Origin of the sequence: Leifsonia sp. C5G2, from assembly GCF_013359685.1 — a bacterium.
Lineage (GTDB): Bacteria > Actinomycetota > Actinomycetes > Actinomycetales > Microbacteriaceae > Leifsonia.
On record NZ_JABFMV010000003.1, the window covers coordinates 220,485 to 244,896 of the forward strand.

Here is a 24,412-nt window from a genome sequence, read left to right on the forward strand (position 1 = left end):
CTAACGGCGGACGTCGGCGGCCACCCGGTCGACGGCGGTGAGGTAGGTCTCCGGGTCGAAGTCGGCGAAGAGCGTCTTCTGGGTGACGTAGCCCTGGATGATGCCCATGTAGAGGGTGGCGTCCTGGGCGGCGCGGGCGGCGGCCTCCTCGGGCGGGAAGCCGCCGCGGCGCTCGTACCAGGTGACGAGATAGTCGGTGAAGAGGCCGCGGATGCGGGCGCCGACGCGCACGGCGATCTCGCCGAGTCGCGCGTTGATGGGCATCTGGCCCCAGATCTGCAGCAGCAGGCTGAGGTCCGGGATCTGCGACTCGATGCCGTCCAGCAGCAGGCGGACCATCTGCCCCGGCGTCGGGAGCGGGTCGCGGCCGCGGGCGTCGGCCACCTCGACGAAGCGGTCGTCGAGGACCGTGGAGACGGCGAGCTCGACCAGTTCCTCCTTGCTCTTGTAGTGGCCGTAGATCGCGCCGGCGGAGAGCCCCGACTCGGCGATGATGTCGGCCATCGACGTCTGCTGGAAGCCGCTGCGCGCGAAGCAGCGGAGCGCCGCCTGCGCGATCTGGCGGCGGCGGGCCTGCCGGTGCTCCTCGGTGACCTTCGGCATTCCGTCCTCCACAAAAAGAATGATCGTTCTTGACACTACCGGATCGACGGATCACTATAAAGAACGAGCATTCGTTTTTGGAGGAATCATGTCCGCACCCACCGCCCTCGCACCCGAGCCCCCGGCCCTCGAGACGCCGCCTGCGGTCGCACGCGTGCACACCCCCTGGCGCCGCACCGTCGGCCTCGCGCTCGGCGCCGGTCTCGCCGTCGTCGTCATCCTCCTGGCCTTCCTCTGGCCGACCGTGACCTCCTCGGTGAAAGACCTGCCGATCGCGGTGACCGGCTCCCCCGCCGCCGTCTCGGCGGTCACCGCGCAGCTGAACAAGAGCGCGGAGGGCGCGCTGGCGCTGACCACCGCCTCCTCCCGGGCCGACGCGGTGAAGCTCATCGAGAACAGGACGGTCGACGGCGCGATCGTGCTCGGCGAGCGGCCGGAGGTGCTCACCGCCTCGGCGAACGGCGCCGCCGTGAGCCAGTTGCTCGGCCAGCTGGCCGCCAAGCTGCAGGCGCAGGCGCAGCAGCAGGCCGACGCGGCGGTGCAGCAGGCCGTCGCCGCAGGCAAGGCCCCGGCCGGCACGGTCGCGCCGAAGATCACCGTCGCGGTGACCGATGTCGTCCCGCTCGCCTCCACCGACGCTCGCGGGCTCGGGCTCACCGCGTCGTCGTTCCCGCTGGTCCTCGGCGGGATGATCGGCGGCGTCCTGATCTCGATCCTCGTCGCGGGCAGCTGGCGACGGCTGACCGCGGTCGCCGTCTACGCGGTGGCGGGCGGACTCGCGGTGACCGGCATCATGCAGGGCTGGTTCGGCATCCTGCAGGGCGCGTTCTGGGCGAACTGGCTGGCCGTGTCCCTCTCGATGCTCGCCACCTCCGCCTTCATCGTCGGGATGAACGCGCTGCTCGGCCGCGCAGGCATCGCCGTCGGCGCCGTGGTCACGGTGCTCATCGGCAACCCGCTCTCCTCCGCGGCCCAGCCGCTGCAGTTCGTCGCGGCGCCCTGGGGCGAGATCGGACAGTGGTTCGTGCCGGGCGCGTCGGTGACCCTGCTGCGCGACCTCTCCTACTTCCCCGCGGCCGACGCGCTGTTCCCCTGGCTGGTGCTGCTCGGCTGGGCGGCGGTCGGCGTGGTCGCGATGCTCGCCGGCCACTTCCGCGACCAGGAGGTGAGCGAAGCGGCGGCCTGACGCTCGGCCTTCCTTCGACGTTCACCTAGGGGACGCACAGGCCCGCTCCCTACTCTCAGCGGTTATGACGCCTCAGCCGCTCCGACTGGGTCCCTTGGCGCGCCGCCGGCTCGGCCGGCTGGCGCGCCAGGACGCGGCCGCCGTGCACGACACGGACGCCCAGCGCGAGCAGACCACGACGCCGACCGTCGCGACGCTGCAGGCGCGGGCCGACGCCTACGCCCGGCGCGAGGAGGAGCGGTTCTTCCGCGGGATGCGGCGCGAGCTCACCGAGCACCGGATGCTCGCCTCGGCCCTGCGGGCCGACCTCGACGCCTACGAGGAGCGGATCGACCGCGTCCCGGACGCCGAGCGGGCCCGCGTGGCCGAAGGCCAGGGCCCCGCGTTCGAGGAGCTGCGCAGGCTCGAGCGCCGCATCCGCCGGGCCCACCGCCGCGCGAGCGAGCTGAGTGCGCGTATCAACACCCGCTTCACGGCCGCCCAGCTGCGCGCCGCCCGCATGTTCGACCGCTCCGACGAGAAGGCCGCCGTCTACTGGGGCGCCCTGCGCCAGGCGACCTCCGGCCGCGTCGCGCCCCAGCCTCCCGCGCTGCGCCGCACCGGGTGGCTGAGCTCGCGCGGCACGGCCGTCGACCCGTTGCATCCCGCCCCCGGGGACGACCTCAGCGTGCGCACCACAGGCCGCGGGCCTGCCGCGTACGACGACCGCGATCCGAGGAGGACCGATGCCCAGGCGTGAACGACTGAAGGACTACCGCGTCCCGCGCACGGGCGGCCTGCGACGTCGGCTGCTCTGGCGACTGCGGCGCATGCGGCACGCGGTCGATGTGGAGACGCTGGAGGTGTTCGAGCACGAGCTGTCGGCTTTCGAGCGCGCCGGCGTCGCCGACCTGGAGCGGCAGCGGACGCGCAACGTCGCCGCCGCCTCGGCCCGCGTCGCCGAGGCGCAGACCCGGGAGGAGCTGATCCGCCGGGCGCTCGCTCGGGCCGACGACGACATCCGCCGGGCCGAGCTCGACGCGGAGCGGCTGGACGCCAAGCTCGCCGGACACGACCCCGACTTCCACACCTACGCCTGAGAGGACGCCATGGCACGCGACATCGTCACCCGCCCGCCGCGCCTGCGCCCGCGCGTCGGCCACGTCTCCCCGTTCGCGCACGTCATGGTCTACGTGCTGCTCGCCGCCATGATCGCGGTCGACTACATCCTGCTCGCCCAGGCGCTCACCCTGCTGCTGCGCAACGACAGCCAGTACGGCTCGATCGGCGTGCAGATGTACGTCATCACCTTCGGGATCTCGCTCGCCGTCGTGACGCTGCCGCACGTCGTCGCCGTGCTGCTCCGGCGGGTGCAGGCGGGCGTCATGTCCCGCCGCTGGATCGCGACCGCGGTCGTGCTCGCCCTGGTATGGGCCGCGATCCTGGCCGCCATCACGATCGCCCGGATCAAGGCGGGCATCGATGCGCAGAACGCCGGCGGCCTCACCGGGCTCGTCGGCGGCGCCCAGACCGCGCAGCCGAGCGGGTTCTCGTGGACGGCGCCGGACACGATCATGGCGTTCCTCATGCTCGGCGTGCTCACCACCTCCGGGGCACTGAGCTTCGTCGTCGCCTGGCTGACCACGAAGCCGCTGCTGACCGCGGCCGAGAAGGCGCACGCGCACGTCGCCCGGCTGCGGCTGCACCGCGACCGCCTGCTCGGCGAGGCCGTCGCGGCGCAGGAGCGCACCCGCTCGGCGATGCTGCTCGACACCCACGACGCCGTGCGGTACACCGGCGCGCGCGTCACGTTCCACTCACGGATGGACGTGGTGCGCGCCCAGCTCGCCACCCGCCTGGCGCAGCGCGAGCGCGACCCGGAGAGCACCAGCCAGATCATCCGCGAGCTGCGGTCGCATCGCGTCGTGGAGGCGGCGGATGTGACGCCTCCCCTGACATCGGGAGGCCCAGGCGCGTCTGGCGGCTCAGGCGCGGCGGGCGCGGGACCGGAGGTCGCCCCGTGAGCCGCGTCGTGTCCCGCCCGCGGCTCCTCGCCGCCGCCGCGGCCGTCGTCGCCCTGTGCGCCGGCCTGACCGCCTGCACGTCAGCCACCGCCTCGGGTCAGGCGTGCGACCAGTCCGCCAAGCGCAACCTGGGCGTCGTCGCCGGCAGCACCGCGAACGCGCCCGCCGTCGCGCTCCCGGCCTCCGCCTCCGCGACGCTGGAGGCCGCGGGCAAGACCAACGGCTCGGTGACGGTCGTGGTCCCCTCCGGCACCCCGCAGGTCATGGGCACCACCGCGCTCGGCTCGTCCGCGCAGGACGCGATCGTCTGCCAGAACGACCAGCGCACCAAGCTCACCCAGATCACCTCGTACATCGACGGGCTCAAGGCGACCGCGCCGGAGGTCGACTTCCTCGGCGCCATCGACCAGGCCGCGCGCGACCTCGGCTCGAAGCCGATGGGCGTCGTCGTCATCGGCAGCGGCCTGCAGACCACCGACCCGCTGAACTTCGCGGGCACCGGCCTGCTCTACGCCGACCCGGCGCAGGTGGTCTCCGACCTCAGCTCCCGCAACCTGCTGCCGAAGGACCTCAAGGGCGTCACCGTGTACTGGTCCGGGATGGGCGACACGGCGGGCGCCCAGCAGCCGCTGACAGTGCCCGCCCGCAGCAACCTGGAGGCGATCTGGTCGGCCGTCGTCACGGCCGCGGGCGGAACGCTCTCGCTGCTGCCGGAGCCCGCCTCGGGCAGCGCGCCGGCGGGCCTTCCCGCGGTGACCCCGGTCGCTGTGGAGGCCGTGGCCACCAAGACGGACTGGTCACGGCCGGTGGTCATCCGCAACAGCGAGCTGCTGTTCACCAAGGACACCGCCGATTTCACCGACCCGGCCGCAGCCCAGAAGGTGCTGGCACAACTGGTGCCGACGATCGAGCAGAACGGCAAGGTCGTCACCGTCACCGGCACCGCATCCAAGGATCAGGCGACCGACAACAGTGCGGACACGGCCCTCTCGCTGCGGCGGGCGGATGCCGTGAAGGCGGCGCTGGTCTCGCTCGGGGTCCCGTCCGCGCTGCTCCAGACCGCGGGCGTCGGGTTCGAGTGGTGCGGCTTCCGCCCGGAGACGGACGCGAGCGGCCGCTACTCCGACGCGCTGGCCGAGCAGAACCGGTCCGTCATCCTCACCTCCGCCGGCGTGGGGCTCTGCGGGTAGGAATCATCCTGCGCCGCTCGCCGTTGTCCCGGGCATGACGACCATCGGATTCATCGGATCAGGACACATCGGCTCCCAGCTCGCCCGTCTCGCCGTCGCGCGCGGCTACGACGTGGTGCTCAGCAACTCTCGCGGGCCGGAAACGCTCCAGGCCCTCGTGGCCGAGCTTGGCGAGCACGCCCGCGCGGCGACCCCGGCCGAGGCGGCGGCCGCAGGCGACCTCGTGGTGGTGACCACCCCGCTCGCGGCGGAGGCGACGCTGCCCGTCGCGCAGCTCGCGGGCAAGATCGTGATCGACACCAACAACTACTACCCGCAGCGCGACGGGCACATCGCGGAGCTCGACGACGAGTCGACGACGGTGGCCGAGCGCCTGCAGAGGGTGCTGCCGACCTCCCACGTCGTCAAGGCGTTCAACCACATCGGCGCGGCCGACCTGACCAGGCAGAGCCTGCCGGCAGGGGCGCCGGACCGCCGCGCGCTGATCGTGGCCGGCGACGACGCGGACGCCCGCGCGCGCGTCGCCGCGCTGATCGACGAGTTCGGGTACGACGCGGTCGACATCGGCGGACTGGCCGAGGGATGGCGGGCACAGCGGGACACTCCCGCCTACGGCCCACGGCTCGACGTCGCGGGTCTCCGCGACGCACTGGCGGCCGCGAAGCGCTACCGCGACAGGTGACCGGCGCCGGTGGGGCTCAGACCGTCGACTCGGCGGCGGAGATGAGCTCCACCGACAGATCGCTGTCGTCCGCTTCGGCGGCGGCGCGCGCCGAGAGGAAGCTCCCGCTCACGAACGCCACGGTGGCGAACACGAGGCCCACGACGAGGTCGGCCCACTCGGTGGGGGTGAGGTGCTGCAGCAGCCCTCCCGTCCCCTCGGTGGCGTCGGCCGCGTCCGGAGCCAGGAGCAGGCCGAATGCCATGGCCGACACGGCGGCCGAGAACCCCAGCAGGTACCACGCGACTTCTTTCACATACCTAGCTAACTGCGTCGTGAGAACCGTAGATAGAGGCTTGCGCTATTCGCCCTGCGCGTGTTAGTGGGGCAGCCGCGCCGACCTCCCTCTGTACATTCCCTCACGGACGCAACACAATGACGCTACATGAGGGTGTCTCACGTAATCCGCACGCCGGACCAGCGGCTGCGGATCTTCGTCTCGTCCACGCTCCAGGAGCTCGCCGCCGAGCGCCGGGCGGCACGGACGGCCATCGAACGCCTGCACCTGGCGCCGGTGATGTTCGAACTGGGCGCGCGCCCGCATCCACCGCGGGAGCTCTACCGCGCGTACCTGGAGCAGAGCGACGTCTTCGTCGGCCTCTACTGGGAGCGCTACGGCTGGGTCGCGCCCGAGGAGGAGGTGTCCGGCCTCGAGGACGAGTACAACCTCTGCCCTCCGGAGCTGCCGCGCCTGCTGTACGTGAAAGGCCCCGCCGAGAACCGCGAGCCGCGGCTCACGACCCTGCTCGCCCGCATCCGCGACGACGACCGCGCCGCCTACAAGTACTTCGAGACGCCGAAGGAGCTGGCGCAGCTGCTCGAGAACGACCTCGCCACACTCCTCGCCGAGCGCTTCGACCAGAGCAGGGCGCTCGTCACCGCCGACGTGGCGAGCGACGCGGACCGCGTCGTCGAGCCGGTGCGACTCCCGGTGCCGCTCACCGGACTGGTCGGCCGCGACGACGACATCGCCGCAATCGTGGAGCGGCTGGAGCACGGCACACGCTTCGTCACCCTCGCCGGCCCCGGCGGCATCGGGAAGAGCCGCCTGGCGATCGCGGCGGCTCGAGCAGCCGCGCAGGACTTCGAGGACGGAGCCGTCTTCGTCGACCTCTCCGCGGTGCACGACCCGCAACGGGTCCCCAACCGGATCGCGCAGGCCCTCGGCGTGCGCGACACCGGGGACGCGCCCATCCTGGACAACCTCGTCACGGCCCTGCGCGACCGGCGCATCCTCCTGGTGCTCGACAACTTCGAGCAGGTGCTGGATGCGGCGCCCATGCTGACGGAGCTGCTCGCCGCATCGCCCGGCCTTTCGCTGCTGGTGACCAGCCGGTCCCTCCTCCGGGTGAGCGCGGAGCAGAGCTACGAGGTCGGGCCGCTCGGCGAGGACTCGTCGGTGAGCCTGTTCGTCGAGCGCGCGCACGCGGTCAAGCCGGACTTCGAGATCACTCCCGAGAACGCACAGGCGGTGGCGCGGGTGTGCACGGCGCTCGACGGGGTGCCGCTCGCCATCGAGCTGGCCGCCGCGCGCATCCGCGTGCTCTCGCCCGCCGAACTGCTCGACCGCCTCGACCGGCGGCTGTCGGTGCTCGTCGGAGGTTCGCGCGACCTGCCGGAGCGGCAGCAGACCATCCGGCGGACCATCGAGTGGAGCACGCAGCTGCTCGCCCCAGAGCAGCGCCGCCTGCTCTCCCGGCTGGGCGTGTTCGAGGGCGGCTTCACCCTGGAGGCCGCCGAAGCCGTCGGGGCGGACGACGACGACCGCGCCGACGTCCTGAGCGACCTGGCGGTGCTGGTCGACTCCAGCCTGGTGTCCCAGCACGACAGCGACGACCGGCCGCGCTTCACCATGCAGGCGATCGTGCGCGAGTACGCCCGCGAGCAGCTGCACGGGGACGGCGAGCTGGAGCGGGCGCGCGACGCCCACGCGCGCTACTTCATCGACCTCGGCGCACGCGCCAGGCTCCCGCTGAAGGCCGGAGGCCAGCGCGAGTGGATGCTGCGCCTCGGCGACGAGCGCGACAACCTGCGCGCCGCCGAGCGGTACCTGCTGGACGCGCGGGACTGGGATAGGGCGGCGCAGCTCGCCTTCAACCTGTTCCTCTACTTCTGGGTGACCGGTCTGCTCGGCGAGGTGCGCACCTGGATGGACGAACCGCTCGAATCGGGTGACACCCTGCACGACCGGACCCGCGCCATCGCGCTCTACTTCACCCGGACCATCCGCTTCTGGAAGGACCCGGACGGCCGGGTCGCCGCCGACCTGGCCGAGAGCGCCGACATCTTCCGCCGCTGCGACGACACCTCCGGGGAGGCGATGGCATACATCTCGCTGGCTCTGGCGCTCCTCGCCGGGGAGAAGCCCGACACCGCACGGGCGGCCGAGGTGATGGAGCGCAGCCTGAAGCTCTTCCGCGAGACCGGCGACGTCTGGGGCGAGTCGATGGCCCTCGTGCTGCTCGGCCGCGTCGCCCTGCTGGAGCAGCGGCTGCGGGTGGCCTACGAGCGGTTCGACCAGTCGCTCGCGCTCACGCAGCGCAGCGGGGACGCGGTCGGCGGCCGGATCGCCGCCTACCACCTGGGCTGGGCGCACCTCCTGCTGGGCTCACCCGAGGAGGCCAGGACCGACTTCGCCCTGAGCGTGACCCTGTCCACGTCGCTCGGTCACATCGAGGGGATCGCGTACGGGCTGGAGGGCCTCGCCGCGGTGGCCGCGCTCGCCGGCGACGTCGACCGCGCGGGCCGGCTGGCCGGTGCTGCGCACGCGCTGCGCGAGCGCTCCGGGACGCACAACGGGCCGACCTTCACCTTCCACCAGCGCTACCTCGACCGGCTGGCGGCCGCGGCGCCCGCGGGCCGGCTCGCCGCCGCCGTCGCGGAGGGCCGAGAGCTGACCGTGGAGCAGGCCGTCGCCGAGGCGCTCGCGGAGCCGGCCATCAACTGACCCGCCCGGACCACCGGTCTGCAGAGACACGGGAACCCCGGCACCAGAACGGTGCCGGGGTTCCACCACGATCCCGGTTGGCGCACCCGAAACGCCGGCCGGGACGGTCTGAGAGGTCAGGCGATGAGCGCGTGGTCCGACTGCTGGTCGGACGGCTCCTCCGCCGGCGCCGGGGCGACCCAGGCGCCGTAGACGGCGACGCGGGCCGACTCGAGCGTGCCGTAGACGCCGAGCTCGCGGCCGGTGCAGTCGGTGGCGACGAAACCGTCGTGGTTCCGGTCGACCATCCCCACGTAGGCGGTCGGGGTGGAGGCCACCCAGAGAGCCGCGGCCGGCGAGTGCCAGGAGACGTACTCGGTGGGGAGATCGATGATGTCGGCGAGCTGCTCGGCCATGGTTCTTTCCTTACTTCTCTTCCGTCGTGGGTTCGATCGAAGGTCTACTCAGATGATCGAACGACACGGGGAATCAGGCAAGAAAACGAGGGGGCCTTGCTTTCGCCTCGGCGCTCCGCTATAAGCGCTGGCCCAGCGTCAGCGCGAGCCGGGCGGCCGCATCTCCGACTCCTCCATGACGATCATGCCGGAGGCGCGGCTGCCGGTCTGGATCATGGCCTCGATCCAGTCCTTGTTCAGCGTGGGGACCTTCGAGCCCGAGTAGAAGATGTGCAGGGGGACGCCGTTGTCGACCCAGATGGTGTGCCGTCCGCTGCCGAGCTCGGCGGGCACCGGCCAGGTGAGGAAGAAGTTCTCGCCGCGGCGCAGCTTGGTGCTGATCGCGATCTGCATGTGGAAAAGGAGGCGGTCGTCGAGCTCGTAGCTCTCACCGTCGTATCGGAGTGTGCCCACGGAGGCCTTTCCTCTGGTCAGTGGCGGTCGGTCGTCGCCCCAGCGAGCATACCCGCCCGGAATACAGGTGTATCGTGTCGGCGCGATAGTCTTCTGCATCAACCCCACCGAAAGGATCGCAGCATGATCGTTCACCGCCTCACGGTCGACGGGAAGGACTACTTCCTCCCGGATCCGGTGGACGAGCTGCAAGGAAAGATCCTCGAAGCGGTCCGCGCGGGCGGCGGCTACGTCACCATCCCGCCGCTGCGGGGAGGCCCCGGAATCGTCGTCCTGTTCTCCCCCGGCATGCCGGTGACCTGGGCGCAGATCGAGGTCGACCCGCCCGCCGCGCCCCCGGAGGAGTCCCGCGTCGACCTGGATTCGTTCGACGCGCTCTGAGTTCGCTGAGCGAACGCACGCACGCACGCTGACGCGCGCGGTCCCGCCGGGGCCGCGCGCGTTCTGCATTTCAGCCGCCCGACCGCCTGTTGCGGTACCACGACAGCAGAGACTTGGCCGGCTGCGGCCGGGCGATCCAGTAGCCCTGTGCGCGGTCGCACCCGGCGACCGCGAGCCGGTCGAACTGGTTCCGGTTCTCCACGCCTTCGCCGACGACGCGGATCCCGCGCTTGTGCGCCTCCGAGATGATCTGCGCCACCTCGCGCGAGCGGTCGTCGGCCTGCACCAGGCTGCGGTCGAGTTTGAGCTCCCGCGCATGGAGCGACTCCACCCGGGAGAACGACGAGTGGCCCGTCCCGAAGTCGTCGACCGAGATGGTGACCCCCGCGGCGGCGAGCGCCTCCAGCGGGGCGGCCACCCGCTCCGGGTGGTCGATGCTGTGACTCTCGGTCACTTCCACGATCAGGGTGTTCGGGTCGCACCGGCCGGTGGCGAAGGCGCCGTCGAACAGGTCGTAGAGCGCGGGATCCTCGAGCTGGGTCGCCGAGACGTTCACGGCCACGTCGATCGTGCAGCCGGGGATGTACTCGGCCGTCACATCGGAGATGATGCGAGCCGTCAGGAGCGGGAGGAGACCGGACCGCTGGGCGACGTCGACGAACACATCCGGCGGGATGTCCCCCTGCCTCGGATGCTTCCACCGGGCGAGCGCCTCGACCCCGACGACGGTTCCGTCGGACACGTCGACCTGCGGTTGGTAGGCGGCGACGACCTGGCGCTGCGCCAACGCGATCTGGAGATCGCGGGCGAAGTCCTCTACGGTCCCGTCCACCAACGTCACCTTCGTGATGATTCCCACGCAGCGGCGCATTGTCAACTTTTCGGGGGACCCCTTGCGCGAACAGGGGGTGTGACGCTAGCGCACCCTCCGCCTGCGGTGCCTGGCCCCTCCCGCGATGCCCAGACAGGTCGCCGCGGCCACCCCCGCGACCGCGGCGACAGCCAGGTCGATCGCCTGCACGGCAGGCGCCACCGTCTCGCCCAGAGGGACGAGAAGAAGCACGATCGCGGCCAGCGCGATGGCGGCGGCGAACGCCCCCGCCGATGACAGTCCCTGCATGACCGATCCCCCTCTGCATGCACCTACGGCCGGAGCATAGCCGCCTCACGCCGTCGCGGCTCTCCCCCACCTCGCACGTTCACCTTTTCGTCACCTTCGCCCCCATCGAGTCCACACAGACTGCACGCGACACGCCGTGCGGGCGCGCAGTCTTCGTGGACTCGATGGTGGGGGGATCAGGCGGCGGGCGGGAAGGCGGCGGGGTAGGGCTGGTCAGCGTCGGCGGAGCGGGAGACCCGAGCCCAGGCGAGGTCGGACTCGAGGAGGCGGCGGTCCTGCGCGACGCTCATCTCCGCGGCCGTGGCGCCGAGCGGGAGGTTGGTGGGCAGGTCGTCGCGGCGGGAGAGCGCGACGAGGATCTCGGCGGCGCGGACCGGGTCGCCCGCCGGGCCCTTGTCTGCCTGGCGAACGCGCCGGTTCATCTGCCCGACCGTGCTGTCGTACTCCTCCGGGATGTCGGCCACCTCCATCGAGCTGCCCGCCCAGTCGGTCCGGAAGCCGCTCGGCTCGACGACCAGCACCCGGATGCCGAGCGGCGCGGTCTCGGCGCGCAGCACACGGCTGAAGCCGTCGATGGCGAACTTCGCGGCCTGGTACGAGGCGATCCCCGGCGAGCCGCCGACGCGTCCCCCGACCGACGAGAACTGGATCACCAGACCGCCGCCCTGCTCCCGCAGCAGCGGGATCGCCGCCTTGCTGACGTGGAAGACGCCCCAGAAGTTGGTCTCGAACTGGGTGCGGAAGTCGTCGTCGGTCGTCGTCTCGATCGGCGAGACGTTCGCGTAGCCGGCGTTGTTGACGATGACGTCGAGCCGTCCGAAGCGCTCGTGCGCCTCCTGCAGCGCCTCGGCGGCGCGCGCGGGGTCGGTGACGTCGAGCCGGAGCGGCAGGATGCGGTCGCCGTACTGCGCGGCGAGGTCGTCGAGCTGCTCGGGGCGGCGGGCGGTGGCCGCGACGCGGTCGCCCGCTTCGAACGCGGCGACGGTGAGGGCGCGGCCGAAGCCGCGGGTGGATCCGGTGATGAACCATGTCTTCTGCATGACGTTAATGAAACACCGTTTCTTTAACTAATGCAACTCCGTTGCGATAAGCTGTCGGCATGACCGCGACCGGCGACCACGACACGGCGTTCGTGCGCGCCCGCTCCCCCGAGGCGAAGGCCGCACGCGAGCGGGCGATCCTCGACGCCGCCCGCGAGCTCGGGCGCGACCGGGGCACGCGCGCCGTGACCCTCACCGATGTGGCCGAGGCCGTCGGCATGCACAAGTCGGCGATGCTGCGCTACTTCGAGACGCGCGAGGAGATCTTCCTCCGGCTCACCGCCGAGGGCTGGCGGGAGTGGACGCCGGTGCTGTGCGACCGCCTCGCCGCCGCATCCACACCCGACGAGGTGGCGGACGCCTTCGCCTCCACCCTCGCCGCACGCGGCCCGTTCTGCGACCTCCTGGCGCAGGCGCCGCTGAACCTGGAGCGCAATGTCTCGGTGGAGGCGGTGCGCGCGTTCAAACTCACCACCGGCGAGAGCCTCGCCCGGATCGCGGATGCCGTGCAGGCGGCGCTCCCGGGCGTCTCCGCCGAGGCCTCCCGCGATCTCGTCCCCGCCGCGACCTCGCTCGCCGGCACCTTCTGGCAGATCTCGACCCCCACGCCCGAGGTCGCAGAGCTCTACCGCTCCGACCCCCGGCTCGGGCACGCGCTCATCGACCTCGAGCCACGGCTGCACCGCATCCTCGCCGCCTTCCTGCGCGGCGCCGTCGCCTGAGCGGCGCGCTCAGTCCACCGGGTCGACCGGATTCGTCCGGCCGACGATCAGCGGGTCGACCGGGGTGAACGGGAACCGCGGCAGCTGCGCCTCCGGGACCCCGAACGCCGACGACAGCACCTCGCGCGAGAACGCGGAGGCCGTCGCGCGGTAGCCGATGTCACCGGGCGTCGCTTGGTCGAAGAAGATCAGGAAGTGGATGCCCTCCTCACCGAGCGCCTCGATGTGGTGCGGGTAGGCGCGCGGGATGAAGTAGGCGTTGCCCGGCTCCAGCTCGTACGTGTCGAGGGTCCCGTCGGGGTCGAGCACGGTCATGCGCGCGTGGCCGCTCTGAACGTAGCCGAGCTCGGCCGTCACGGGATGCCAGTGCGGCTCGCGCATCCCGGTGTCCGCGATCTCCAGCGAGTACATCGACAGGTCATCGAGGGCGGCCCAGAACTGCTTGCGACCGAGGCGAGCACTGCCGTAGGCGTAGGAGAGCGGAGGGTTCTGCCCCGCCAGGTCGAACAGGTGCGCGTTCGGCAGGCCGGCGGTGTCCGGGATGCGCGCCGGGCCCTCCCGCCGGACGATCTGCTGCGCGTCGTGGCGGTCGAACGCGGCGAACGCGGAGGCCGGGAGGTCGTAGGTGTTGCCGAGCACGGCGTCCGTCATCGCGTTGAAGCTGTTCTGCAGCGAGAAGTGTGCGGGCCGCGCGGTGCGGAGGGAGGCGATGATCTCCGCCGTCCCCTCCCCGACGTTCTCGATGTGGTAGATCGCGCCGGACGCGACGTGGTACATCTGACCGGGCTGCACGACGAACGACGCGAACTCGTCGGCGTTCGCGAGCATCGACACCAGCACGGTGCCCCGCACGACGTAGGCGATCTGGTTGGCGTTGACGTTCCACTGCGGCTCGCGCACCCCGCCCGGCTCGAGCACGATGCGTTTGAGCGACATCCGCTTCAGGATCGGGAAGTCGTCGGCGGTCAGCTGCGAGATGCGGCCGAAGTCGTTCTCGTAGGTGTCGGCGGAGTCGACGAGCGAGGCGACGTGCGGAGAGGTGTGCGGCATGCGGGTTCCCTTCGGGTGGCGTCACCGCAACGCTAGGGAACCGCGTCGGCCGGGATCAATCCTTGTCGCCGCCGCGCCGGTCCGGCAGCCTGGGAGGATGCGTCACTGCGGGTAGGGGGTCTCGCCGCGCTCGAGCATCGCGACCAGCTTGGCGAGCCGGTTCGCGCGGCTGGTCTCGCTCGGCGCCGTGATGACGCGGTGGAGCACGGCGTAGCGGTTCTGGCCGTTGAGCCCCTCGAACGTCGCGGCGGCCGGCGGGGAGGCGTCGAGGGCCGCACGCAGGTCGTCCGGGACCTCGATGGTCGCGGGACCGGCGTACGCGCGATCCCAGCGGCCGTCGGCCTTCGCGCGCTCGATCTCGGCGTGTCCCGCCGGACGCATCCGCCCCTCCGCGACGAGCGCCTCCACGATCCCGATGTTGCGCACGGACCACAGCGAGGTCTTGCGCCGCGGCGTGTAGCGCTGCAGGAAGGTCGCCGCGTCGCGGGACCTGCGCTGGCCGTCGATCCACCCGCTGCAGAGCGCCTCGACCAGCGCCTCCTGGTAGGTCAGCGCCGTCGGCTCGACCGTGCCCTTCTTGGCGAGCACCAGCCAGACGCCGTCGGAGCTCGTCTCGTTCAGGTCGAGCCACGCGCGCCAGGCGGCGCGGTCGGCGACCACGAGGTGGTCGGTGGAGCTGCGGTCGGTGACGTCGGCCATGCCGCGATCCTACGGGTGGCCGCCGACACCGGCGGGGCGTGTGGCCGCTGCCCTAGACGGCTCCCGGATGCGGCTGCCCGGCCCCGCGCTCGTCGACCGTCGCCTGCATGGCCCGGATCAGCGACTGCGCGTCGTAGGGCCCCATGTGCCGGCGGCCGTTGATGAAGAAGGTGGGGACGGCCGAGATGTCCATCGCCTCCGCGTCGAGCATGTCGTCGCGCACGCGCGTCGCCACCTCGGGCGAGCTGAGGTCGGCCTCGAACCGGTCGAGGTCGAGCCCGAGCTCCTCCGCCCGGCGCATGATGTCGGAGGGCAGCTGGTGCTCCTGGTCGGCGAACAGGCTGCGCTCGAACTCGAAGAACTTCCCCTGCCGCGCGGCCGCCTCCGACGCCTCCGCCGCGGCGAGCGCGTTCGGGTGGAACCGGGTCAGCGGCGCGTGACGCCAGACGTACCGGAGGTTGTCGCCGAGCTCGCGCTGCACCTCCACCACCGAGCCGGTCGCCTTCAGGCAGAAGCCGCACTGGAAGTCGCCGTACTCGACGATCTCGAACGGCGCATCCAGAGACCCGAAGATGTGGTCGCGCGCCGGGTCGACCGGGCGCATCAGCCGGAGGCCGGCCTCCTCCTTCGGACGGCGCGCGTCGGAGATGCGGAACACGATCGTCGCGACGACGAAGGCCACGACCGTCGCGGCGAGCACGCCGACACGGGCCGCGTTCTGCGCCGTCTCGTCCGGAATCGCCAGGTCGACGATGAAGAGGGAGATGGTGAACCCGATCCCGCACAGCGCCGCTCCCCCGGCCAGCCGGTCGATCGTGAGGCCCGGGCCGAAGTCGCCGATCTTCAGCACCCGCAGCAGCGCGGTCGAGCCGAAGACGCCGACGAACTTGCCGACGACGAGGCCGGCCAGCACGCCCCAGGCGATCGGCGAGACGACGGCGCCCAGCAGGATGTCGCCGTTCAGCCGGACGCCGGCGTTGGCGAGCGCGAACAGCGGCAGCACGACGTAGGCGACGTACGGTCCCCAGGCGGACTGGAGCCGCTCGTTGATGGAGATGGACTCGCGGAGGCTGTTCGCCGCGGCACGCGCGTACTCGGTGTTCGGGGACTGCCGGAAGGTGCGCGCGAGGTCGAGGGCGTGCTCCACATCCCGCCGGTTGGGGCGGTAGACGGGGATGAGCAGGGCGATCGCGACGCCGGCCAGCGTCGGGTGTACGCCCGACGCGAGGAAGGCCAGCCAGACGATGACCGCGAGCGTCGCGTACACCGGTCCACGGCCGCCGCGCAGGTAGCGCGTGAAGTACACGCCGGCCAGCCCGACCGCCGCCACGATCAGCGGCAGCGGGGTGAAGTCCTTCGTGTAGACGAGCGCGATGATGGTCAGCGCGCCGATGTCGTCGACCACGGCGAGCGCGAGCAGGAACACACGCAGGCGTCCCGTCGCGCGCGGGCCGATGAGGGCGAGCGCGCCCACCAGGAACGCGGTGTCGGTCGAGATCACGACCCCCCAGGCGTGCTCCATGCCCGTCCCGAGCGTGAACATCACATAGATGATCGCGGGCACGGCCAGACCGAACACGGCCGCGACGACCGGCACGACCGCCCGCGACCAGCTGGTCAGCTCGCCGATCGCGAACTCCCGACGCACCTCGAGCCCGACGGTGAAGAAGAAGATCGCCATGAGCGCATCGTTGACGAGCGCGTGGAGGGTGAAGTCGAGCTGCAGGTCGCCGACGCCGACGACGAGGTGCGTCTCCCAGAACTGCTCGTACCCGGCGAACGAGATGTTGGCCCAGACGATCGCGACGAGCGTGGCGGCCACCAGCAGCAGCGCGCCGAGACGGCTGCGTCCCATCGCACGGAACCGCTCGGTCAGGCTGGGCCGCCGCTCGCGCGACTGCCCGGCCTCCTCCGGGTCGGGAGAGCGCTGGATGACGGTCAACGGGATGGTCACGGGCGCAACTCTAGCGAGCTACGCGCCCGTGGTCACGTGCCGGGTGCAGCGGTGGAAACGGGAGGGTCGGCGCCGGGCTCCTTGCCCTCGCCCTCCGCCCGTGGCACCGTGCTGGGTGGCGACGAGGCTACGGTGACAGTCACGGAAGGAGACCGAGTGGACGACGAGGCACCCGAGGTGACCGAGCAGACCGGCGACGCCGGGGATGCGGGCGTCGAGGAGGTGGAGGCGCCGCCGGAGGAGATCACCTACGACGAGCAGCTCTACCCCGCCCGGCCGCGGCGGCTCCGACCGCGGGCGAACCTGCGCGGGGGCAGCATCCGCCGCACGTTCTCCGACCCGCGCGCGGCGAACGGCCAGAACCCGGCCTACGTCGAGTGGCTGGTGCGCCAGTCGATGCTCAAGGACGCGGACGTGCTCAGCCGGCAGCTGTCCGGCTCCCCCAGCATGTGGCGCAACCCGTACGCCCGCCCGGACGCCCGGCGCGCCGTCTCCACCTCGGACGTCTGGTTCACCGCGTACCCGATCTCGCTCATCACCCGCGCCGGCGAGTCGTTCCTGACCGCTCTGGCCGACCCGGAGCTGTGGACGGCGTTCGAGCGGATCGGCATCAACGGCGTCCACACCGGTCCCGTCAAGCGCGCGGGCGGCATCCGCGGCTGGCAGGAGACCCCCAGCGTCGACGGCCACTTCGACCGCATCGGCACCCAGATCGACCCGGCCTTCGGCGACGAGGAGACCTTCCGCCGGATGACCGACGTCGCGGAGGAGCACGGCGGCATCGTCATCGACGACATCGTCCCGGGTCACACCGGCAAGGGCGCGGACTTCCGGCTCGCCGAGATGGCCTTCAAGGACTACCCCGGCATCTACCACATGGTCGAGATCCCGCCCGACGAGTGGCACCTGCTGCCGGAGGTGCCGGAGGGCCGCGATTCGGTGAACCTGGATGTCGCGACCGAGGCCTCGCTCGCCGACCACGGCTACATCATCGGCGAGCTGCAGCGCGTGATCTTCTTCGCTCCGGGCGTCAAGGAGACGAACTGGAGCGTCACGGCGCCGGTCATCGGGGTCGACGGCGTCACGCGCCGCTGGGTGTACCTGCACTACTTCAAGGAGGGCCAGCCGTCGGTCAACTGGCTCGACCCGACGTTCTCCGGCATGCGCCTGGTGATCGGCGACGCGCTGCACTCCCTCGGCGACCTCGGCACGAGCGCCCTGCGCCTCGACGCCAACGGCTTCCTCGGCGTGGAGAAGAGCGCGGAGGGGATGCCGGCCTGGTCGGAGGGCCACCCGCTGTCGCACGCGGCCAACCACATCATCGCCGGGATGGTGCGCAAGGTCGGCGGCTTCACGTTCCAGGAGCTCAACCTGACGGTCGAGGACATCCGCGACACCGGCGCGGTCGGGGCGGACCTGTCCTACGACTTCATCAACCGGCCCGCCTACCACCACGCCCTCGCCACCGGCGACACCGAGTTCCTGCGGCTCACGCTGCGCACCTCGCTGCAGCTCGGCGTCGAACCGGTCAGCCTCGTCCACGGGATGCAGAACCACGACGAGCTCACCTACGAGCTGGTGCACTGGGCGACGCTGCACCAGAACGACGTCTACACGTTCCGCGGCGAGGAGATCACCGGCGGGGAGCTGGCCCAGCGCATCCGGCAGGACCTCGTCGAGGCCATCACGGAGCCTGCGGCCGACTACAACCTCGTGTTCACGACCAACGGGATCGCCTGCACCAGCGCATCCCTCATCGCGGCGACCCGCGGGCACGCGACGCTCGACTCGATCGGGGACGGCGACATCCCGGCGATCCGCGACGCCCACCTGCTGCTCGCGGCGTTCAACGCGTGGCAGCCCGGCGTGTTCGCCCTCTCCGGCTGGGACCTGCTCGGCGCGCTGACGCTCCCCCGCGGCGAGGTCGCCGACCTGATCGCGGACGGCGACACGCGCTGGGTGGAGCGCGGCGCGCACGACCTGCTCGGCGTCGCCCCCGAGGCCGAGCGGTCGGCGTCCGGGATGCCGCGGGCGCGCGCCCTCTACGGAACGCTGCCGGAGCAGCTGAAGCGGAAGACCTCGTTCGCGAGCCGGCTGCGCGAGCTGCTGCGCATCCGGAACCGGTTCGGCATCGCGACCGCGCGCCAGGTGGACGTGCCCGACGTCGCCCACCCCGGGATGCTGGTCATGGTGCACGAGCTGGAGACGCTCGACGAGCAGGGCCTGCCGGTGGTGCAGCTGACGGTGCTGAATATGACGGATACGGCAGTCGACGGCACGGTGCGCTCGGAGGCGCTCCCCCACCGGGCGACGGTGACGGATGCGGCGGACGGCCGTGAGGTGGGGACGGTCGACGACCTGGCCAGCTTCCCGCTCAGCATCCCCGCCTACGGCGCCCGCTTCCTGGTGCTGACCCGGCCGCCGGCCGAGTAGCGGCTGTCTCCGGTCGGAGATTCGAACGCCCTGCGGCCGAATCTCCGACCGAAGGCGGCCCAGACGGAGATTCGAACCGATTCGGTCCGCCGTTACGCGGCGGCGCGGCGCTCGGCGAGCAGCTCGCGCACGCGCGGCACGACCTGCTCGCCGTACAGCCGGATGGCCGTCAGCAGCGACTCGTCGGTCATGCCCGGGATGCCGTACTTCAGGTCGAAGCGATTCGCCCCGACGACCGGCAGGTTGGCCGCGATCTTCGCCGCGACCGTCTCCGGCGAGCCGACGTACAGGCTGCCTCCCGGCCCGATCTCGCGCTCGAAGGACGCCTCGGTCGGGATGGCGAAGCCGCGCGTGGCCGACACCTTGGTGATCATGTCGCGGTAGTGCGGCCAGAACTCGGCGCGCGCCTGCTCGTCGGTCGCGGCGACGTGGCCGGGCGAGTGGAGTCCGATCGGCTGCGGGTCGCGCCCGAACTGCTCCAGCGCCTTGTGGAACAGCTCCGCGTACGGCGCGAACCGCGCGACGGGCCCGCCGATGACGGCGAGCATGAGCGAGAACCCGTAGTGCGCCGTCCGGATGACCGACTCCGGACTGCCGCCCACGCCGATCCACGTCGGCAGCGGGGACTCCAGGTGCGGGACGACGTCCTGGTCGCGGAGGCCGGCTCGGGTGCCGCCCTCCCAGGTGACCGGCCCGCCCTCGCGGAGGTGCGCGAACAGGTTGGTCTTCTCCTCGAAGAGCTCCTCGTAGTCGTTCAGGTCGAAGCCGAACAGCGGGAACGAGTCGATGCTCGAGCCACGGCCGAGGATGATCTCGGCCGGCCGTCCGACACCGCGTTCAGCGTCGAGTAGCGCTGGAAGACGCGGACGGGGTCGTCCGAGCTGAGCACGGTGACGGCGGACCCGACGTGGATGCGGTCGGTGCGGGCGGCGATCGCGCTCAGGACGATGTCCGCCGCCGACAGCGGCATGTCGTCGGTGTGGTGCTCGCCGATGCCGAAGAAGTCGACGCCGGCGGCCTCTGCGGCCTCGCCGTGCCGGACCAGGTCGCGGATCGTCCGCGCGTGGCTGATCGGACGACCCGCGGCGTCGCCGGTCACGTCGCCGAAGGTGTTGAGGCCGAAGGTGAGGGGGAAGTCGGGTGCGGTGTTCATGTGTGCGGTCTTTCGGGTGAGGGGATGGGTCAGGCGGCGGTCTCGGCGGGCAGCAGCTCGCCGGCGACGGCCGCGCGGAAGTCCGCGGCGCCGAGCCGCGCCCCGAAGACGGGACCGCCCGGCTCGAAGGCGACGCCGTCGCGGAGCGACTCCACGAGCACAGCGTCGTAGCCCGCGTCGTCGACGAGGGCGGCGATGCGCGCGGCCGCGTCCGGGTCGTCGGAGGCGATGCCGAGCGCGCGACGGTCGGGGTCGCCGGCGGGCCGGCGGTCCTCCTCCATCTCGTGGTAGCCGATGTGGTTGAAGGTCTTCACGACCGTAGCGCGGGCCAGCTCCCGCTGGACGACCTCGCTGCTGGTCGACGCGTCGTCCTCGAAGAGCGGCTGCACGCCGTCGGTCGGTGCCCAGTAGTTCATGGAGTCGACCACGAGCTTGCCGTCGAGCATCCCGCGGTCGAGCCCGGCGAACCGGTGCAGGGGGATGGCGAGGATGACGATGTCGGCGTCGGCGACGGCCTCCGCCGCCCAGCGCGGACGGGCGCCGGGCATGACGACGGAGGCGATCAGCTGGATGCGCTGCGGGTCGCCGGAGGCCGCCACATCCACCGGGTACCCGGCGTCGAGCAGGATGCGGGCGAGGGCCGAGCCGACGTGCCCGACGCCGAGGATGGCGACGCGGGGCCGCTCCGTGGTGGTGGTCATGCGCGGTGTCCTTCCTGGTCGGTGGTGTCGAGGTGGGTGGTGTCGAGGTGGCTGCGGATGCTGCCGAGCACGTCCGCGAGCGCGTCGAGCTGCTGCGGGTCGAGAGCGTCGGCGAAGAGCCGCTTCACGGCCCGTAGGTGCGGGCCGGACGCGCGACGGATGGCTTCGAACCCGTCCTCGGTGAGGAGGACCAGCGCGCCGCGGTTGTCGCCGGGACAGTCGGTGCGGCGGATCAGGCCGCGCCGCTCCATCCGCCCCAGGTGGTGCGAGAGGCGGCTGCGCTCCCAGTCGATCGCGTCGGCCAGCTCGGAGGAGCGGAGCGTGCGCTCGTCGGCCTCGGTGAGCGCGAGCAACACCGCGTAGTCGCCGGGCGACAGCTCGACCTGCTGCAGTTCGGCGGCCAGCAGCCGCCGCAGGTCGGTCGTCGTGTCGAGCAGGGAGCGCCACACCACGAGCTCGCGCTCGGTGAGGCGTTCGGACGTCGTAGTGGGGGTCATGTCATCCTTCGGAAGTAACTGACATGTCAATCAACCATCGTCCGGCGCGGATTGTTCCCGCGCGCTCGCCCGCGCTTGTAGCGTTGGCTGCATGACCCAGCCGCCGGACGCCCTCCCCGCCGACTACGATCCCGCGCACGTGTTCCGCGTGGTCGCGATGCCCGTCTCGCAGGGCTGGGGCGTGTGGCTGCGGGCGGCGGACGACAGCATCATCCACAGCTTCGGTCTGGGCTTCCCGCCCGGGACGCCGTTCCGACCGGACGTGCTCGACCTGCTCGGCCCGATCCTCGCCGCGCAGTACCGGCTCGCCTACCACGGCCCCGAGTCATGGGACGAGCTCGGCGACGACCACTGGTCGGCCGTCGTCTACGAGTTCGAGCCCCGCTGACCCGCGCGATTCGTGCCGAATGAGCGGTATTCGTCACGAATACCGCTCATTCGGCACGAAGCGCGACGCGGCCTACGCGTCGACGGGGTCGGTCGCGGTGTGGCGGAGGGGGTGGAGGCGGGTGAGCTGCGTCACGTGGGCCGGAGTGAGCTCGTCGAGGGAGCGCACTTGGAGGAGTTTCATGGTGCGCACGAGTTGGTCGGTGAGGATGTGGATGGTGCGGTCGACGCCTTCGCGGCCGCCGGCCATGAGCCCGTACAGGTAGGCGCGTCCGATGAGGGTGAACTTCGCGCCGAGGGCGTAGGCGGCGATGATGTCGGCGCCGTTCATGATCCCGGTGTCGACCGCGATCTCGGTGTGCTGTCCGACTTCGCGGGCCACGGTGGGGAGCAGGTGGAACGGGATGGGTGCCCGGTCGAGTTGCCGGCCGCCGTGGTTCGAGAGCACGATGCCGTCGACGCCGACGTCGGTGAGCTTCTTCGCGTCCTCCAGCGTCTGCACCCCCTTGATCACCAGCTTCCCCGGCCACAGGGCGCGGATCTCGGCCAGGTCATCGTAGTCGATCGACGGGTCCATCGCCGCGTTCAGGAGGTCACCGACCGTCCCGCCGGTCGCGGACAGGGACGCGAACTCCAGCTTCGGGGTGGTCAGGAAGTCGTACCACCACCACGGCCGCGGGATCGCGTTCAGAATCGTGCCCAGGGTCAACTGCGGTGGAATGGAGAACCCGTTGCGCTTGTCCCGCAACCGGGCCCCCGCGACCGGGGTGTCCACGGTGAAGAACAGGGTGTCGAACCCGGCAGCAGCAGCCCGCTCGACCAGGGCGTATGAGATCTCCTTCTGCCGCATGACGTACAGCTGGAACCAGTTCCGCCCGTGCGGGTTCGCCGCCTTCACCCCCTCGATCGAGGTGGTGCCGAGCGTGGAGAGCGTGAACGGGATGCCCGCCGCCCCGGCCGCCCCCGCCCCCGCGGTCTCCCCTTCGGTCTGCATCAACCGGGTGAACCCGGTCGGGGCGATCCCGAACGGTAACGCCGACGGCCCACCCCAGATCTCGCACGAGGTGTCCACGGTCGACACGTCCCGCAGGATCGAGGGGTGGAACTCCACATCCTGAAACGCCTGCCTGGCCCTGGCCAACGACAGTTCCCCCTCGGCGGCACCCTCGGTGTAATCGAACGCCGCCTTCGGCGTTCTCCGGCGAGCAATCCGGCGCAGATCCTCGATCGTGAGCGCCGACTCCAGCCGACGCTTCTTCAGGTTCAACTCCGGACGACGGAACTGCATCAACTCCAGCAACTCCGCCGGACGCGGAAACTGACGATCAACCATGGACGAGGATCCTATCGGGGGTGTAGCGGACGATCGGGGTGGTGCGGGCGACCAGGGCGCGGAGCGTCTCCAGGTCGCCGGTGAGGAGACCGGCGGCGCGGGCCTGCACGAGGACGTTGCCGATGGCGGTCGCCTCGACGGGGCCTGCGAGCACGGGGAGGCCCGCGCGGTCGGCGGTCGCCTGGCAGAGCAGGGCGTTGCGCGCTCCCCCGCCGACGATGTGGATGGCCTCGACGGGCACGCCGGTGAGCGCGGCCGCCTGCTGCACGGTCGCGGCGAACGCGGCGGCCAGGCTCTCCACGATGACGCGGACCATCCCGGCCGGCGACGCCGGCGCGCGCAACCCGCGCTCCTGGAACCAGCCGGCGATCCGTGCGGGCATGTCGCCCGGGGCGAGGAAGCGCGGGTCCTCCGCGTCGAACACCTCGGCCGGTCGCGGCAGTTCGGCGGCCTCCGCCAGCAGCCCCGGCAGGTCGACGTGGAGGCCGCGGCGCTGCCACTCGCGGATGGACTCGCTCAGCAGCCACAGTCCCATGACGTTGTGCAGGTAGCGGATGCGGCCGTCGACGCCGCCCTCGTTGGTGAAGTTCGCCGCGCGTCCCTCCTCGGAGACGACACGCTGTTCGAGCTCCACGCCGACCAGTCCCCAGGTGCCGCAGGAGATGTACGCGGCGCGGGAGGCATCCATCGGCACCGCCACGACAGCCGAGGCGGTGTCGTGCGAGCCGACCGCGGTGACCGTCGGGCCTGCACCGGCGAACGGCAGGTCGTGCCCGAGGGATGGGAGGAGCCGTCCGACCGGCGTGCCGGCGTCGACGAGCTCCGGGAACGCCGTGCGCGGCAGCCCGAGCCGCTCGATCAGCGCGTCGTTCCACGCGCCGTCGGCGGTGAGCAGGCCGGTGGTGGACGCGTTGGTGCGCTCGGCATGCTGGCTGCCGGTCAGCCAGTAGGCGATCAGGTCCGGGATCAGCAGGAACCGGTCGGCGGCGGCCAGCGAACCGTCGGCCGCATCCACCGCGAGCTGGTACAGCGAGTTGAACGGCAGGAACTGCAGCCCGCCCTCCCGGTACAGCTCCGCCGGGGGCACCGCCGCATGCACGAGGTCGGCCCCGCGCGCAGTGCGCTCGTCGCGGTAGTGGTACGGCTCGCCGAGCAGACGGCCGCCGCGCAGCAGGCCGTAGTCGACGGCCCACGCATCCACGCCGATGGAGGCGAGGCCGGGATCGGATCGGGCGACCGAGCCGAGACCCTCCAGCACGCTCGAGAACAGTCCCGTGACATCCCAGTGCAGGGCCGCCCGCTCCCCCTCCCACACCCGCACGGGCGTGTTGAGGAAGCGCGCCGCCTCGGTCAGCTCCAGCGTGTCCGCGCCGACGCGGGCGTGCATCACCCGGCCACTGGTCGCGCCGAGGTCGACCGCCGCGACCGTTCCCCCGCTCATACC

The 24,412-nt window shown here is 71.7% G+C and carries 25 protein-coding genes and 1 pseudogene; 11 read left to right on the forward strand and 15 right to left on the reverse strand.

The window, feature by feature from the left end; translation table 11 throughout:
- Complete coding sequence (locus HNO83_RS05780) at positions 1-603, reverse strand: TetR/AcrR family transcriptional regulator (protein WP_175336559.1); 603 nt, start codon at positions 601-603, stop codon at positions 1-3.
- 88 nt (positions 604-691) lie between these two features.
- On the opposite strand from HNO83_RS05780, the gene HNO83_RS05785 reads away from it, so the two are divergent.
- From HNO83_RS05785 to HNO83_RS05810, 6 genes are all read left to right on the forward strand, one after another.
- Complete coding sequence (locus HNO83_RS05785; protein WP_175336560.1) at positions 692-1,789, forward strand: ABC transporter permease; 1,098 nt, start codon at positions 692-694, stop codon at positions 1,787-1,789.
- Positions 1,790-1,853: 64 nt separating this feature from the next.
- Positions 1,854-2,528 (forward strand): hypothetical protein, encoded by a 675-nt coding sequence (locus HNO83_RS05790; RefSeq protein ID WP_175336561.1) that lies wholly within the window; start codon positions 1,854-1,856, stop codon positions 2,526-2,528.
- Positions 2,515-2,868 carry a hypothetical protein gene (locus tag HNO83_RS05795; RefSeq protein WP_175336562.1) on the forward strand — a complete coding sequence of 118 codons (354 nt, stop codon included), beginning with the start codon at positions 2,515-2,517 and terminating at the stop codon, positions 2,866-2,868. Before HNO83_RS05790 ends, HNO83_RS05795 begins: the two co-directional genes overlap by 14 nt.
- Positions 2,869-2,877: 9 nt before the next feature.
- The gene (locus HNO83_RS05800) at positions 2,878-3,792 is read left to right on the forward strand and encodes a hypothetical protein (RefSeq protein ID WP_175336563.1); all 915 of its coding nucleotides are present in this window, start codon (positions 2,878-2,880) and stop codon (positions 3,790-3,792) included.
- Positions 3,789-4,982 (forward strand): OmpA family protein, encoded by a 1,194-nt coding sequence (locus HNO83_RS05805; RefSeq protein WP_349627089.1) that lies wholly within the window; start codon positions 3,789-3,791, stop codon positions 4,980-4,982. Before HNO83_RS05800 ends, HNO83_RS05805 begins: the two co-directional genes overlap by 4 nt.
- 34 nt (positions 4,983-5,016) lie before the next feature.
- Entirely contained in the window at positions 5,017-5,664 is a 648-nt protein-coding gene (locus tag HNO83_RS05810) for an NADPH-dependent F420 reductase (RefSeq protein WP_175336564.1), read from the forward strand.
- A gap of 16 nt (positions 5,665-5,680) precedes the next feature.
- Here the strand turns inward: HNO83_RS05810 and HNO83_RS05815 are convergent, their stop codons facing one another.
- The gene (locus tag HNO83_RS05815; protein ID WP_175336565.1) at positions 5,681-5,959 is read right to left on the reverse strand and encodes a hypothetical protein; all 279 of its coding nucleotides are present in this window, start codon (positions 5,957-5,959) and stop codon (positions 5,681-5,683) included.
- Between the two features lie 129 nt (positions 5,960-6,088).
- Here HNO83_RS05815 and HNO83_RS05820 point away from each other — a divergent pair, with 129 nt between their 5' ends.
- Complete coding sequence (locus HNO83_RS05820; RefSeq protein WP_175336566.1) at positions 6,089-8,650, forward strand: DUF4062 domain-containing protein; 2,562 nt, start codon at positions 6,089-6,091, stop codon at positions 8,648-8,650.
- Between the two features lie 116 nt (positions 8,651-8,766).
- Here HNO83_RS05820 and HNO83_RS05825 read toward each other — a convergent pair whose 3' ends face one another.
- Both HNO83_RS05825 and HNO83_RS05830 read right to left on the reverse strand, forming a co-directional pair.
- Complete coding sequence (locus tag HNO83_RS05825) at positions 8,767-9,045, reverse strand: hypothetical protein (protein ID WP_175336567.1); 279 nt, start codon at positions 9,043-9,045, stop codon at positions 8,767-8,769.
- Positions 9,046-9,183: 138 nt separating this feature from the next.
- On the reverse strand, positions 9,184-9,498 hold the full coding sequence (locus HNO83_RS05830; protein WP_175336568.1) for a DUF7882 family protein: 315 nt from the start codon (positions 9,496-9,498) through the stop codon (positions 9,184-9,186).
- A gap of 123 nt (positions 9,499-9,621) precedes the next feature.
- Here HNO83_RS05830 and HNO83_RS05835 point away from each other — a divergent pair, with 123 nt between their 5' ends.
- Entirely contained in the window at positions 9,622-9,879 is a 258-nt protein-coding gene (locus HNO83_RS05835) for a hypothetical protein (RefSeq protein ID WP_175336569.1), read from the forward strand.
- 70 nt (positions 9,880-9,949) lie between these two features.
- Here HNO83_RS05835 and HNO83_RS05840 read toward each other — a convergent pair whose 3' ends face one another.
- The 3 genes from HNO83_RS05840 to HNO83_RS05850 all read right to left on the reverse strand — a co-directional run bounded on the left by HNO83_RS05840 (position 9,950) and on the right by HNO83_RS05850 (position 12,039).
- Complete coding sequence (locus HNO83_RS05840) at positions 9,950-10,711, reverse strand: EAL domain-containing protein (RefSeq protein ID WP_349627090.1); 762 nt, start codon at positions 10,709-10,711, stop codon at positions 9,950-9,952.
- Between the two features lie 84 nt (positions 10,712-10,795).
- On the reverse strand, positions 10,796-10,999 hold the full coding sequence (locus HNO83_RS05845) for a hypothetical protein (RefSeq protein WP_175336571.1): 204 nt from the start codon (positions 10,997-10,999) through the stop codon (positions 10,796-10,798).
- A 176-nt stretch (positions 11,000-11,175) separates the two neighbouring features.
- Positions 11,176-12,039: an SDR family NAD(P)-dependent oxidoreductase gene (locus tag HNO83_RS05850; protein WP_175336572.1), complete on the reverse strand. Its 864-nt coding sequence runs from the start codon at positions 12,037-12,039 to the stop codon at positions 11,176-11,178.
- A gap of 59 nt (positions 12,040-12,098) precedes the next feature.
- Here HNO83_RS05850 and HNO83_RS05855 point away from each other — a divergent pair, with 59 nt between their 5' ends.
- Positions 12,099-12,761 (forward strand): TetR/AcrR family transcriptional regulator, encoded by a 663-nt coding sequence (locus HNO83_RS05855; RefSeq protein WP_175336573.1) that lies wholly within the window; start codon positions 12,099-12,101, stop codon positions 12,759-12,761.
- Between the two features lie 9 nt (positions 12,762-12,770).
- On the opposite strand, the gene HNO83_RS05860 is transcribed toward HNO83_RS05855, so the two are convergent.
- The 3 genes from HNO83_RS05860 to nhaA form a co-directional block, all read right to left on the reverse strand.
- Positions 12,771-13,811 (reverse strand): cupin domain-containing protein, encoded by a 1,041-nt coding sequence (locus HNO83_RS05860; RefSeq protein WP_175336574.1) that lies wholly within the window; start codon positions 13,809-13,811, stop codon positions 12,771-12,773.
- Positions 13,812-13,913: 102 nt separating this feature from the next.
- Positions 13,914-14,510, reverse strand: coding sequence for a YdeI/OmpD-associated family protein (locus tag HNO83_RS05865; RefSeq protein WP_175336575.1), 597 nt, complete (start codon positions 14,508-14,510; stop codon positions 13,914-13,916).
- Positions 14,511-14,562: 52 nt separating this feature from the next.
- Positions 14,563-16,464 carry a Na+/H+ antiporter NhaA gene (nhaA, locus tag HNO83_RS05870; RefSeq protein ID WP_175336576.1) on the reverse strand — a complete coding sequence of 634 codons (1,902 nt, stop codon included), beginning with the start codon at positions 16,462-16,464 and terminating at the stop codon, positions 14,563-14,565.
- 156 nt (positions 16,465-16,620) lie between these two features.
- On the opposite strand from nhaA, the gene treS reads away from it, so the two are divergent.
- Positions 16,621-18,897 (forward strand): maltose alpha-D-glucosyltransferase, encoded by a 2,277-nt coding sequence (gene treS / locus HNO83_RS05875; protein WP_175336577.1) that lies wholly within the window; start codon positions 16,621-16,623, stop codon positions 18,895-18,897.
- 92 nt (positions 18,898-18,989) lie between these two features.
- Here treS and HNO83_RS05880 read toward each other — a convergent pair.
- The 3 genes and pseudogenes from HNO83_RS05880 to HNO83_RS05890 all read right to left on the reverse strand — a co-directional run bounded on the left by HNO83_RS05880 (position 18,990) and on the right by HNO83_RS05890 (position 21,248).
- Positions 18,990-20,050 (reverse strand): annotated as a pseudogene (locus HNO83_RS05880) (LLM class flavin-dependent oxidoreductase).
- A 29-nt stretch (positions 20,051-20,079) separates the two neighbouring features.
- Positions 20,080-20,751: an NADPH-dependent F420 reductase gene (locus tag HNO83_RS05885; protein WP_175336578.1), complete on the reverse strand. Its 672-nt coding sequence runs from the start codon at positions 20,749-20,751 to the stop codon at positions 20,080-20,082.
- Positions 20,748-21,248 carry a MarR family winged helix-turn-helix transcriptional regulator gene (locus tag HNO83_RS05890; protein WP_175336579.1) on the reverse strand — a complete coding sequence of 167 codons (501 nt, stop codon included), beginning with the start codon at positions 21,246-21,248 and terminating at the stop codon, positions 20,748-20,750. Before HNO83_RS05890 ends, HNO83_RS05885 begins: the two co-directional genes overlap by 4 nt.
- Before the next feature lie 91 nt (positions 21,249-21,339).
- On the opposite strand from HNO83_RS05890, the gene HNO83_RS05895 reads away from it, so the two are divergent.
- Positions 21,340-21,636: a hypothetical protein gene (locus HNO83_RS05895; RefSeq protein WP_175336580.1), complete on the forward strand. Its 297-nt coding sequence runs from the start codon at positions 21,340-21,342 to the stop codon at positions 21,634-21,636.
- Positions 21,637-21,708: 72 nt separating this feature from the next.
- On the opposite strand, the gene HNO83_RS05900 is transcribed toward HNO83_RS05895, so the two are convergent.
- Positions 21,709-22,968: an alpha-hydroxy acid oxidase gene (locus HNO83_RS05900; RefSeq protein WP_175336581.1), complete on the reverse strand. Its 1,260-nt coding sequence runs from the start codon at positions 22,966-22,968 to the stop codon at positions 21,709-21,711.
- The gene (locus HNO83_RS05905; protein ID WP_175336582.1) at positions 22,961-24,409 is read right to left on the reverse strand and encodes a rhamnulokinase; all 1,449 of its coding nucleotides are present in this window, start codon (positions 24,407-24,409) and stop codon (positions 22,961-22,963) included. Before HNO83_RS05905 ends, HNO83_RS05900 begins: the two co-directional genes overlap by 8 nt.
- Positions 24,410-24,412: the final 3 nt, after the last annotated feature.

Bases quoted from the DNA above. Each gene is read 5' to 3' on its own strand.
- HNO83_RS05785 (WP_175336560.1), top strand. From the start codon at position 692: ATGTCCGCACCCACCGCCCTCGCACCCGAGCCCCCGGCCCTCGAGACG.
- HNO83_RS05795 (WP_175336562.1), top strand. From the start codon at position 2,515: ATGCCCAGGCGTGAACGACTGAAGGACTACCGCGTCCCGCGCACGGGC.
- HNO83_RS05860 (WP_175336574.1), bottom strand. From the start codon at position 13,811: ATGCCGCACACCTCTCCGCACGTCGCCTCGCTCGTCGACTCCGCCGAC.
- HNO83_RS05865 (WP_175336575.1), bottom strand. From the start codon at position 14,510: ATGGCCGACGTCACCGACCGCAGCTCCACCGACCACCTCGTGGTCGCC.
- HNO83_RS05850 (WP_175336572.1), bottom strand. From the start codon at position 12,039: ATGCAGAAGACATGGTTCATCACCGGATCCACCCGCGGCTTCGGCCGC.
- HNO83_RS05905 (WP_175336582.1), bottom strand. From the start codon at position 24,409: ATGAGCGGGGGAACGGTCGCGGCGGTCGACCTCGGCGCGACCAGTGGC.
- HNO83_RS05890 (WP_175336579.1), bottom strand. From the start codon at position 21,248: ATGACCCCCACTACGACGTCCGAACGCCTCACCGAGCGCGAGCTCGTG.
- HNO83_RS05835 (WP_175336569.1), top strand. From the start codon at position 9,622: ATGATCGTTCACCGCCTCACGGTCGACGGGAAGGACTACTTCCTCCCG.
- HNO83_RS05780 (WP_175336559.1), bottom strand. From the start codon at position 603: ATGCCGAAGGTCACCGAGGAGCACCGGCAGGCCCGCCGCCGCCAGATC.
- HNO83_RS05900 (WP_175336581.1), bottom strand. From the start codon at position 22,968: ATGGTTGATCGTCAGTTTCCGCGTCCGGCGGAGTTGCTGGAGTTGATG.
- HNO83_RS05800 (WP_175336563.1), top strand. From the start codon at position 2,878: ATGGCACGCGACATCGTCACCCGCCCGCCGCGCCTGCGCCCGCGCGTC.
- HNO83_RS05895 (WP_175336580.1), top strand. From the start codon at position 21,340: ATGACCCAGCCGCCGGACGCCCTCCCCGCCGACTACGATCCCGCGCAC.
- HNO83_RS05825 (WP_175336567.1), bottom strand. From the start codon at position 9,045: ATGGCCGAGCAGCTCGCCGACATCATCGATCTCCCCACCGAGTACGTC.
- HNO83_RS05810 (WP_175336564.1), top strand. From the start codon at position 5,017: ATGACGACCATCGGATTCATCGGATCAGGACACATCGGCTCCCAGCTC.
- HNO83_RS05885 (WP_175336578.1), bottom strand. From the start codon at position 20,751: ATGACCACCACCACGGAGCGGCCCCGCGTCGCCATCCTCGGCGTCGGG.
- HNO83_RS05845 (WP_175336571.1), bottom strand. From the start codon at position 10,999: ATGCAGGGACTGTCATCGGCGGGGGCGTTCGCCGCCGCCATCGCGCTG.
- HNO83_RS05790 (WP_175336561.1), top strand. From the start codon at position 1,854: ATGACGCCTCAGCCGCTCCGACTGGGTCCCTTGGCGCGCCGCCGGCTC.
- HNO83_RS05855 (WP_175336573.1), top strand. From the start codon at position 12,099: ATGACCGCGACCGGCGACCACGACACGGCGTTCGTGCGCGCCCGCTCC.
- HNO83_RS05820 (WP_175336566.1), top strand. From the start codon at position 6,089: ATGAGGGTGTCTCACGTAATCCGCACGCCGGACCAGCGGCTGCGGATC.